The sequence below is a fragment of the Halomonas sp. genome (genome assembly GCF_041689495.1).
Classification (GTDB): Bacteria; Pseudomonadota; Gammaproteobacteria; order Pseudomonadales; family Halomonadaceae; genus Halomonas.
Genome location: NZ_JBDNGD010000078.1, coordinates 1 through 1,052, shown reverse-complemented (window position 1 = coordinate 1,052; position 1,052 = coordinate 1). Strand labels below are relative to the sequence as shown.

General features: G+C 68.4%; 1 protein-coding gene. It reads left to right on the top strand.

Annotated elements, in window-relative coordinates:
* The coding region (locus tag ACESMD_RS02565) for an asparagine synthetase B (protein WP_372610060.1) at window positions 1-1,052 on the top strand (1,052 nt) is incomplete at both ends.

Sequence of the window (1,052 nt, the reverse complement as noted above, 5' to 3'; positions counted from 1 at the left end):
ATGCTGACGCTTTCTGCCGCCGATGTGCAGGCCGGGGTGTTGCCAACGCCGCAGCGCTGGTGGTCGGCGGAGGCGGCGGCGCGCCAGGCCATGCAGGCGGCGCCGCTCGATGACCCAGAGGCCGCCGTCTCGGCGGTGGAGCAGGCGCTGGGCCAGTCGGTGCGCAGCCGCATGCTGGCCGATGTGCCGCTGGGCGCCTTCCTTTCTGGCGGTATCGATAGCTCGCTGATCGTCGCGCTGATGCAGCAGCAGGCCGAGCGGCCGGTGCGCACCTTCTCGGTGGGCTTCGACGATGCCCGCTACGATGAATCACAGCATGCCGAGGCGGTGGCGGCCCACCTGGGCACCGAGCATATGACGCTGCAGGCCACCTCAGCCATGGCGCTCGATCTGGTGCCCCAGTTGCCCGAGCTCTACGACGAGCCCTTCGCGGATTCGTCCCAGCTGCCCACCGCGCTGGTTGCCCGGCTGACCCGTGAGCACGTCAGCGTGGCGCTCTCCGGTGATGCCGGCGATGAGCTGTTCGGCGGCTACAACCGCCACCTGTGGGTGCCGCGCATCTGGCACAAGTTACGGCGCCTGCCGCACCCGGCCCGGCGTGCCTTGGGCGCCAGCCTCAAGGCGATTCCTCCTCATGCGTTCGATCGCATGATGCAGCTGGGTGGCAAGGTGTTGCCCAGCCGCCTGCGGATGCGCACCTTCGGCGAAAAGCTGCACAAGCTGGCGGCGGTGCTGGAAAGCGCGAGTGAGCGGGCGCTGTTTGCCGGCGTGGCCTCGATGAACCGTGAACCTCAGGCGCTGCTGGAAGGCTCAGGGCAGGGCGCGGCGCCGGAGGCGCTGTTCCCGGCGCTGCAGCAGTTCAATAGCGTGGAGTGGATGCTGCTGATGGATACGCTGCACTTCATGGTGGACGACGTGCTGGTCAAGGTGGACCGCGCCAGCATGGCCAGCAGCCTGGAAGTGCGCGTGCCGTTCCTCGACCCCGAGGTGTTCCACACCGCCTGGCGCATTCCCACCGCGCTACGCCTAAAGGAAGGCCAGGGCAAGTGGGT